At 65.0% G+C, this 10,072-nt stretch carries 6 protein-coding genes; 3 read left to right on the top strand and 3 right to left on the bottom strand.

Going from position 1 to position 10,072, the window contains the following annotated elements:
• The 3 genes from RT697_RS25745 to RT697_RS25735 form a co-directional block, all read left to right on the top strand.
• A partial coding sequence (locus tag RT697_RS25745) for a VCBS domain-containing protein (RefSeq protein WP_313702492.1) occupies positions 1-4,232 on the top strand: 4,232 nt, incomplete at its 5' end.
• A gap of 107 nt (positions 4,233-4,339) precedes the next feature.
• On the top strand, positions 4,340-5,023 hold the full coding sequence (locus tag RT697_RS25740) for a transglutaminase-like cysteine peptidase (RefSeq protein ID WP_313702491.1): 684 nt from the start codon (positions 4,340-4,342) through the stop codon (positions 5,021-5,023).
• Between the two features lie 17 nt (positions 5,024-5,040).
• Positions 5,041-7,002: a LapD/MoxY N-terminal periplasmic domain-containing protein gene (locus RT697_RS25735; protein WP_313702490.1), complete on the top strand. Its 1,962-nt coding sequence runs from the start codon at positions 5,041-5,043 to the stop codon at positions 7,000-7,002.
• Between the two features lie 129 nt (positions 7,003-7,131).
• Here RT697_RS25735 and RT697_RS25730 read toward each other — a convergent pair whose 3' ends face one another.
• The 3 genes from RT697_RS25730 to RT697_RS25720 all read right to left on the bottom strand — a co-directional run.
• Positions 7,132-7,971: a M48 family metallopeptidase gene (locus RT697_RS25730; protein WP_313702489.1), complete on the bottom strand. Its 840-nt coding sequence runs from the start codon at positions 7,969-7,971 to the stop codon at positions 7,132-7,134.
• Between the two features lie 37 nt (positions 7,972-8,008).
• Positions 8,009-9,079: a chorismate synthase gene (gene aroC, locus RT697_RS25725; protein WP_313702488.1), complete on the bottom strand. Its 1,071-nt coding sequence runs from the start codon at positions 9,077-9,079 to the stop codon at positions 8,009-8,011.
• A gap of 36 nt (positions 9,080-9,115) precedes the next feature.
• Positions 9,116-10,072 (bottom strand): EAL domain-containing protein (locus RT697_RS25720; protein WP_313702487.1); only part of this gene is annotated, 957 nt, incomplete at its 5' end.

Here is a 10,072-nt window from a genome sequence, read left to right as displayed (position 1 = left end):
CGACGACCGACGCCAAGTACGGCAAGCTGGTCGACAACGGCGACGGCACGTGGTCGTACCAACTGAACAACGGCCTGCCCGCGGTTCAGGCTTTGAATAACGGCCAAACGCTCACCGAAACCATCCGCTACACCATCACGGACGCGGACGGCGACAAGAGCGAAGCGACCCTGACCATCACCATCAACGGCCAGACCGATGGTCCTCCGGTAGTCACCCCGGTTGACTCCGACGGCAACGTCACCAGCGCCCACAACAGCGTGGTGGAAGCCTCCGGTGCAACCGTCACGGGTTCGATTGGCGTGTCGGCTGAAGCCGGCATCACCGCTGTTACCGTGGCCGGCCGCGACGTCACCGGCGCGAGCGCTGCCAACCCCGTCGTCATCACCACCGACAAGGGCATCCTGACCGTCACCGGCTACAACGCCGCGACGGGCGTCATCTCCTACTCCTACAAGGAAACGGGCGGCGCGGATAACCACTCGGCGGGCGACGACTCGGTCCGTGACAACTTCACGGTCAAGGTCACCGACCTGGCTGGCAAGTCGACGAGCAACGATCTGGTCATCCAGATCATCGACACGGCTCCCGTGGCCAAGGACGATACGGCTTCCGTTACGGAAGACACCGCAACGCCGATCAACGGCAATGTGCTCGCCAACGACACGCTGGGTGCGGACAAGAGCACCGTCGCCATCACGACGACCGACGCCAAGTACGGCAAGCTGGTCGACAACGGCGACGGCACGTGGTCCTACCAACTGAACAACGGCCTGCCCGCGGTTCAGGCTTTGAACAACGGCCAAACGCTCACGGAAACCATCCGCTACACCATCACGGATGCGGACGGCGACAAGAGCGAGGCTGTGCTGACCATCACCATCAACGGCCAGACTGACGGTCCGCCGGTGGTCACCCCCGTTGACTCCGACGGCAACGTCACCAGCGCGCACAACAGCGTGCTGGAAGGCTCCGGCGCGACGGTGACCGGTTCGGTTGGCGTGTCGGCGGAAGCCGGCATCACCGCTGTTACCGTGGCCGGCCGCGACGTCACCGGCGCGAGCGCTGCCAACCCCGTCGTCATCACCACCGACAAGGGCATCCTGACCGTCACCGGCTACAACGCCGCGACGGGCGTCATCTCCTACTCCTACAAGGAAACGGGCGGCGCGGATAACCACTCGGCGGGCGACGACTCGGTCCGTGACAACTTCACGGTCAAGGTCACCGACCTGGCTGGCAAGTCGACGAGCAACGATCTGGTCATCCAGATCATCGACACGGCTCCCGTGGCCAAGGACGATACGGCTTCCGTTACGGAAGACACCGCAACGCCGATCAACGGCAATGTGCTCGCCAACGACACGCTGGGTGCGGACAAGAGCACCGTCGCCATCACGACGACCGACGCCAAGTACGGCAAGCTGGTCGACAACGGCGACGGCACCTGGTCGTACCAACTGAACAACGGCCTGCCCGCGGTTCAAGCGCTCAACAACGGCCAAACGCTCACCGAAACCATCCGCTACACCATCACGGACGCGGACGGCGACAAGAGCGAAGCGACCCTGACCATCACGATCAACGGCACCAACGACGCGCCGGTCCTGCAAGCCCACACGAAGGAGATCCTGGAAGACCAGACCGCCACCGGCAACGTGCTCCAGGGCGCGACCGACGTGGACAGCAAGACGCTGACCGTCACCGAGTTCACGGTGAATGGCGTGCGCTACGAAGCAGGCAAGACCGCCACCATTGCCGGCGTCGGCACCCTGCTGATCGGCGCCAATGGCAGCTACACGTTCAAGCCGGACGCCAACTGGAACGGCGATGTGCCGCAGGTGAAGTACACCGTGTCCGACGGCGCGGCCTCGACGACGTCCACGCTGGATATCGACGTACTGCCGGTCAACGACGCCCCCGTGTCGCAAGATGCTTCGGGCAACGTCACGGAAGGCAAGACCTACACCTTCGATGCCGACGACTTCCCGTTCTCGGACCCGGTGGAAGGCCACACGTTTACGTCGGTGATCATCGACTCCCTGCCCACAGGCGGCACGCTGATGCTCAACGGCAAGGCCGTCACGCAAGGCCAGGAAATCAGCGCTGCTGACATCCAGGGCGGCAAGCTGGTGTTCCAGGCGTCCGCCTCCAACGTCGGCGAAAACGCTGGCTCCTCCTTCGACTTCCGCGTCAAGGATTCGGGCGGCACGGCCAACGGCGGCCAGAACACCTCCGCCGAACAGACATTCAAGCTGCATGTCGACCAGTTCGTCGGCGGCAACAACACCAACGACACGGTCAAGGGTGGAACGGGCAACGACGTGCTGCTGGGCGACCAGGGCGGCATGGTGAAGAACGTGACGCCGGGCAGCAGCTACAACATCGCTCTCGTTCTGGATCTGTCCGGTTCGATGGACGACAAGTGGGGCAGCGGAAGCAGCGCCGAATCGCGTCTGGCTACCGCCAAGAAGGCGCTCAAGGCGCTGTTGGAAGGCCAGCTCGCGACGCACGACGGCACCATCAACGTGTCGCTGATCACGTTCGAAGGCGACGGCAGCAAGGTACAGAAGACGATATCCGGCTTGACGACCAGCAACGTCTCCGAGATGGTCGACATCCTGATGGGCCTGAAGAGCGGCGGCGGCACGCCTTATGGATCGGCGTTCAACCAAGCCAAGAGCTGGTTCGATGGTCAGCCCACGGTGGACAGCAGCGGCAACCCCTATAAGAACCTGACATACTTCCTGACCGACGGCGAGCCGACTTCGGAATGGTGGTACAACCGCGACACCGAGTTCGGCAAGCTGGCTGGCGTCAGCGATGTGCACGGCATTGGCATCGGTTCGGGCGTGTCCACCTCCACACTCAACAACTATGACAACACCGGCGGCCGCTTCACGTCGGGCGGTTCGGTTTACGTCACCTTCAACAACACGTCGGGCGTGAACAATCCCGACAACTGGCAGAAGGAAGGCACCGGGACCGCCGTCCGGACCAGCAACGTCATGCGCCTGACGGATACGGCGGTGGACGGCAAGGCCTACACCGTGACCATGTCCGAAGCCAACAAGATCGTGGTGACGAACGCCGCGGGCGCCTCGTTCGGTTTTGACGCATCCGTCGCCAACAAGGGCGCAAACGATACCTTCAAGTGGGTCCTGCTCAAGTGGGATGGCTCGCAATGGAAGGAGGTCGAGTTTGGCACTGAGGCCAGCACTCGGACGGCCGGCATCCACGGCCCGGGCGAGTACCTGTTCCAGTTCATCCTCAACGACAACACCCCCAGCAACAGCGCGTTCCGGGTGGATATCGACAATATCCGCACGTACACGTCTGGCCGTACCGGCAACTCGCAGGTGGTTCTGTCGCCGTCGGATCTGGAGTCCGCGCTGGTTGGCGGAAGCACCTCCACCGAGCTGGCACCCGTCGGCGACGACAAGATCTACGGCGGCGACGGATCGGACATCCTGTTCGGCGACGCGATCAATACGGATCAGTTGCCGTGGGGCGTCAATGGCAATCCGGCCAAGCCTACCGACTACGCCGACGGCTCCGGTCTGGATGGTCTGAAGCTGTTCCTGCTGCTGAAGAACGGCACGCAGCCGACGGACGCCGATCTGCACAAGTTCATCTCGGACAACCACGGTCTGTTCGACGTGCAGGGCGACACCCGTGGCGGCAATGACGAGCTGCATGGCGGAACCGGCAACGACATCCTCTACGGCCAGGGCGGCGACGACATCCTGTACGGCGAGGACGGCAACGACATCCTGTACGGCGGTGCGGGCAAGGACACGCTGTACGGCGGCGCCGGCAACGACGTCCTGATCGGCGGCAAGGGCGACGACATCCTGTACGGCGGCGATGGCAGCGACACGTTCAAGTGGGAATTCGGCGATCAAGGCACGACGGCAAAGCCGGCCGTGGACGTGATCAAGGACTTCTCGAACGCCACGGTTGCCAACGGTGGAGACGTGCTGGACCTGCGCGACATGCTGCAAGGCGAAAAGGACGGCACGCTGACCCAGTACCTGCACTTCTCGAAAGACCCCGCCAACAGCGCCAACACGGTCATCGAAATCAGCACCGACGGCAAGATTGGCCAGGGTGCGGACCAGAAGATCATTCTGGAGAACGTCGATCTGACCAACGGCGGCAAGCTGGCAACGGATCAGGCCATCATCAATGACCTGCTGCAGAAGGGAAAGCTGAACGTCGATCACAGCTAAGCATCGACCTCACGGGGAGGGCCGGCTCCGGCCCTCCCCCGTCCCGCACGACGCATTTTTTTTAACGGCGCATTCTGAGACGTCGAAAAAATGTGAAAATCCGTTTCATGCCCTTAACCCGCCGTTACCGTAGCGCGCTGACTCTGTGCCGTGTGGCGCTGCTATGCCTGGCTTGCGGGTGGAGCGGCAGTTCGGCGCTGGAGATCAACACCGACAAGCTGCAAAGCCTGTCGGCCAGCCGCTATGGCGCCAAGGGCGCAAAGTCCGTATCGAACTGGCTGCAACTGTTGCGCAGCCCTGCCCCCGCAGCCGACCGCGACCGTCTCACCGTCGCCAACGATTTCTGGAACCGGGCCCTGCTCTCCGGCGAGGATTCCATCATCTGGAAGCAGGCCGATTACTGGGCCACGCCGCTGGAGTCGCTAGGCAGAGGCGCCGGCGATTGCGAAGACTACGTCATCGGCAAGTATTTCACCCTGCTCTCGATGGGCGTGCCGGCCAACAAGCTGCGCTTCATCTACGTGCGCGCCCGCATCGGCGGCGCGGCCAGCAGCAGCCAGGTGGCCCACATGGTGCTGGGCTATTACGAAACCCCCAATGCCGTCCCGCTGGTGCTGGACAGCCTGATATCAACCATCCTGCCGGCCACGCAGCGGCGCGACCTCACGCCGGTTTTCAGTTTCAACGCCGACGGCGTCTACGTGGACGGCAAGGCGGCCGCGCCCGTCGACCGACTTAGCCGCTGGCGCGACCTACTTCAACGCATGGAACGGGAAGGCATCCGCCCCTGATGTCCGGAAACAAGATTATGTCCATACTTCGTCAGCTACTGCTCAGTGTGACCCTCGCCATCAGCGTGATTTTGCTGGGGACGCTGGCGCTCAGCGTCAACTCGGCGCGCGAGTACCTGTCGGGCCAGCTCCAGGTGCAAAGCACCGACGCGGCCGTCTCCCTGGCCCTGTCCCTGTCGCAACCGGCGAACAACGACCCGGTCGTGCAGGAACTGCTGGTCTCGGCGCTTTACGACGGCGGACACTTTTCGCTGGTGCGCCTGACGGATCCAGACGGCAAGGTGCTGATCGAACGCAGGTCGACGGCCACCGCCGCGTCCGTGCCGGCGTGGTTCCAGGCGCTGGCGCCGCTGGACAGCCAGGCGGCCAGCCACGCGGTCAGCGACGGCTGGCGCCAGATCGGCGAAGTCACCCTGATCGCCAACGATGCCTACGCCTGGGAAGCCTTGTGGCGCAGCAGCCTGAAGATGATCGCGCTGGTCGTGGGCGCGGGCATCCTGTGGGCCATGTTTGCCTTCGTGCTGGTCGGGTGGATCAAGAACCGCCTGCTGCGCGAGATCAGCGATCACGTCCGCGGCATCGGCCGCGACGCGCCGGGCGAGCAGGTCGAGGCGCGCGTGCCGGAACTGTCCGGCGTGGTGCAGGCGCTGAACCAGACGCGCGAACGCATCCATGCCAGCGTCGAGGAACAGAACGCCAAGATCGAGTCGCTGGAACTGGAGCTGAACCAGGACCCGGTGACCGGCCTGCCCAACCGCAAATACTTCGTCAACGAGTTCCGGCGCGCGCTGGAAACCCGGCCCGCGGCGGGCACGTCGCGGATCGACGGCGGTCATGTGCTGGTGTTCCGCCAGCGCGATCTGGCCGATCTGAACCGCCACATGCCGCGCGAATTCATCGACCAATGGCTGCGCACCGCGTGCGAACGCATCCAGGGCACGCTCAAGCGCATGCACGTCGCCGCGCCCATGCTGGCGCGGCTGAATGGTTCGGACTTTGCACTGCTGCTGCCCGGCTGCGCGGCGCCGCAGGCCATGATGGTGGCCGAGCAGGTCCGCGCGGACCTGCATGCCTCGCGCATTCCGGTTGGTGAGGGCCATCTTTGCCGCTGGGCGCAGGCCATGACCGATTACGGACACGGCAGCCAGGCCGGCGCCGTGCTCGCCCGCCTGGATTTTGGTCTGATGCGCGCCGAAAGCGCCGGCAACGACCAAGTCGTGATCGCGGGCGCCACCGACATGCAGTCGCCGTCGGAAGCGGGCGAACGCGCCTGGAAGGATGCGATCCAGACGGCGTTGGAAAACCGGCAGTTCGAACTGTCCACCGAACCCTTGCTGGCGCTCGATGGGCGCACGGTGCGGACCGAAGCCATGCTGATGCTGCGCACCGCGCCCGACCAGGAACCGATCCCCGCCACGCTCTTCATCCCGCCGGCGGTGCGGCTGGACCTGGTCGCGGAATGCGATCTGGAATCCGTGAGGCTGGGCCTGGAATGGCTGGCCAGCCACTCGGGCGAACTTGCCGTGCGCGTGGCGCTGCCTTCACTGCGCGGCCAGAAGTTCCTGCGTCAGCTCGCACTGCTGCTGACCGAAAACCGTCCGCTGGCGCGCCGTCTGTACGTGGAAATCGACGCGCACGGGCTGGTGGAATGCCACGAGCAGATCACCGCCTTTGCACGCGTGGCGGCGGAATTTGGCGCACACATCGGCGTGCGCCGCCTGGCGCAGCAGTTCGGCGCGGTGGCGCAACTGCACACGCTGCCGTTGTCTTACGTGAAACTGGGCGGGGGATTCGTGGGCGGGATGTCGCAAAGCCCGGGCAGCCAGCAGTTGACGGCGTCGGTGCTGGAAACGGCGCGTTCGCTGGGGATTGCGGTCTACGCGGAAGACGTGCCGGACGCCGAGACGCAGCGCATTCTGCATGGCCTGGGCATCGAGATCATGCGCGGCCAGGGCGTCAGGACGGCAAGCGGGGCGTAAGTCGAAGAGATGCCGCAGCAGCCTGCGATTGGGGCGTCCAGGCACGCCCCGCCGCAGGAAAAGGACCATGGAAAACGGCCCGCGCAGGCATTGCCGCGCGGGCCGTCGTCAGCGTAAGACCGTACCCTCTTAGCGCGCGGCCTGTCCCTTGGACTGTTCGTAAAGCGGCATCACCTTCTGCGACGCCGATTGCAGATCGCTGATGCGCGAGGCGGCCGACGGGTGGGTCGACAGGATCTCGGGCGGTGCGCTGCCCTGGCTGGCCGCGCCCATCTTCTGCCACAGCGTCACGGCGGCGCGCGGGTCGTATCCCGCCCGGGCCGCCAGTTCCACGCCCATCCGGTCCGCTTCGGTCTCGTGCGTACGGCTGTTGGGCAAGGTGAACATCACGCTGGTCAACTCACCGCCCAGGTCCGACGCCGCCTGGGATCCCGTGGCAATGGACAACACCTGCAAGCCCAGATTGGTAGCCATCTGCTGGGACACGCGCTCGCGCGCATGTTCACGCAGGGCGTGGGCGATTTCGTGGCCCAGCACTGCGGCCAGCTCATCGTCGGTCGGTTTGATCTGCGAGATCAGGCCGGTGTAGACGGCGATCTTGCCGCCGGGCATGCACCAGGCGTTGACCTCGTTTTGGGACAGCACGTGGACTTCCCATTTCCAGTTGGCCGCATCCGGACGGAACACGCCCGCCTGCGCGATCAGGCGCTGCGAGATGTCGCGCACGCGCGCAAGCTGCTTGGCGTCGCGATCCAGCAGGCCCTTGGACTTGGCCTCCTGCAGGATGTCGGCGTACTGCTGGTTCGCTTCCTGTTCCAGCGCCTGCGCCGGCACCATCGTGGACATGTATTGCTTGCGGTCAACGCCCACGGCGCCTGACTGCGTGGTGTTCATGCTGGTGCAGCCGGCCAGCGCGGCCAGCGACAGCACGGCCCCGGCATTGCGCAGAAAATGACGCTTCTGTTTCATGTCGGCCTCCAAGCCAATTCAACAACGGAAAAACGTATCAGACGGGGGTCGCGCCGCACTGCCCACGATGGCGCAGTGCGTGATCGATCAGCACGAGCGCCAGCATGGCCTCGGCGATGGGCGTCGCGCGGATGCCCACGCAAGGATCGTGGCGGCCCAGCGTCTGCACCATCACCGGCTCGTTGGCGCGGTTGACCGAGCGGCGCTCGACGCGGATGCTCGACGTGGGTTTGATCGCAAGCGACACGGTGATGGGCTGGCCGGTCGAAATGCCGCCCAGCACGCCGCCGGCGTGGTTGCTCAGAAAGCCGTCGGGCGTGATCTCGTCGCCATGTTCCGAGCCGCGCTGCGTGATGCAGTCAAAGCCCGCGCCAATGGAAACGCCCTTGACCGCGTTCAGGCCCATCATGACGTGGGCGATGTCGGCGTCCAGCCGGTCGTAGATGGGTTCGCCCCAGCCGGCCGGCAGGTTCTCTGCGACGACTTCAATGCGCGCGCCGATGGAATCGCCGTCCCGGCGCAACTGGTCCATATAGGCTTCCAGTTCGGGGACGACCTCGGCGTTGGGCGCATAAAAGGGATTGTTGGGCACTTCGTCCCACGAAACGAACGGGATGGCGACAGGGCCCAGTTGGCTCATGTAGCCGCGCACCTGGACGCCGTATTGCTCGGCCAGCCACTTTTTGGCGATGGCGCCGGCCGCCACGGTGGGCGCCGTCAGCCGCGCCGAGGAACGACCGCCGCCGCGCGGGTCGCGCACGCCAAACTTGCGCCAGTAAGCGAAATCGGCGTGACCCGGGCGGAACGTGTCCTCGATGTTGGAGTAGTCCTTGCTGCGCGCGTCGGTATTGCGGATCAGCAGCGCGATGGGCGTGCCGGTGGTGACCCCTTCGTAGACGCCGGACAGGATCTCGACCTGGTCGGCTTCCTGGCGCTGCGTCACGTGGCGCGAGGTGCCCGGGCGGCGGCGGTCCAGTTCGAACTGGATGTCGGACGCGTCCAGGGCCAGTCCGGGAGGACAGCCGTCCACGACGCAACCGATGGCCGGACCGTGGGATTCGCCGAAATTCGTGACGGTAAAAAGGGTACCTAGGGTATTGCCGGGCATAAGGAGTCAACAGGTCGGGTTTGCAAGCAACCCCGATTATGACACCGCCGCGGCCAAAGCCTGGATTTCGGCGGCGGGCGCCGGCCGGCCCAGCAGAAAGCCCTGCATCACGCGGCATCCCAACGCCTTCAGGATTTCGCGCTGTCCTTCGGTTTCGACGCCTTCGGCCACGACCGGCAGGTGCATGGCCTGACACAGGCCGAACAACGCGGAGACCACCTCGCGGCTGCCCGCATCCGATTCCAGGGCGGAAATGAAGCTGCGGTCAATCTTGACCCAGTCGATGGGCAGATGGCGTAGATGGTTCAGGCTGGAATACCCGCACCCAAAGTCATCCAGCGCCACCCCGATGCCCATGTCGCGCAGCGTGTTCAGGATCTTCACGTGCCGCTCGTAGTGCAGGATGAAGATGGACTCCGTGATCTCCAGCACCAGCTTGCGCGGCGACAGCCGCGTGGCGGCCAGCACGTCCGACACGAGCTGGACCAGCCCGTCTTCATTCATCTGCATGACCGACAGGTTCACGTGGACACGCCACGCCGACGGCCACAGCGCCGCCTGCGTGCAGGCGCGCTCCAGGATCCAGGCGCCCAGCGGCACAATCAGGCCGCTGCGTTCGGCCAGTTCAATCGTCACGGCAGGCGACACGCTGCCCAGTACCGGGTGATGCCAGCGCAGCAGCGCCTCACATCCCTGCACCACGCCGGTCGCGCTGTCGCAGACCGGCTGGTAATAGAGTTCGAACTGTTCCATGGCTGGCGTCGTCAGCGCCAGCCGCAGATCGTTTTCCAGGCCCTGCTGGTCCCGCTGCCTCGCCAGCAGCCGGAAGTCGAAGAGATTCCACCCTTCGCCGCCACGCTCCTTGAGCGGCACCATCGCCACCTGCACGCAACGTTGCAATTCCTCGACGCTGCGGCCGTGGGCGGGATAGAGGGCGGCGCCGATCCGGAAGACGGCGATCAGGGGACGGGCCCCCAGTTCATACGGGGCGCT

The sequence above is a fragment of the Achromobacter sp. genome, assembly GCF_032113835.1.
Taxonomy (GTDB): Bacteria; Pseudomonadota; Gammaproteobacteria; order Burkholderiales; family Burkholderiaceae_B; genus Achromobacter.
Note: the sequence above shows the minus strand (reverse complement) of the source record. Positions and strands in the feature narration are given on the sequence as shown.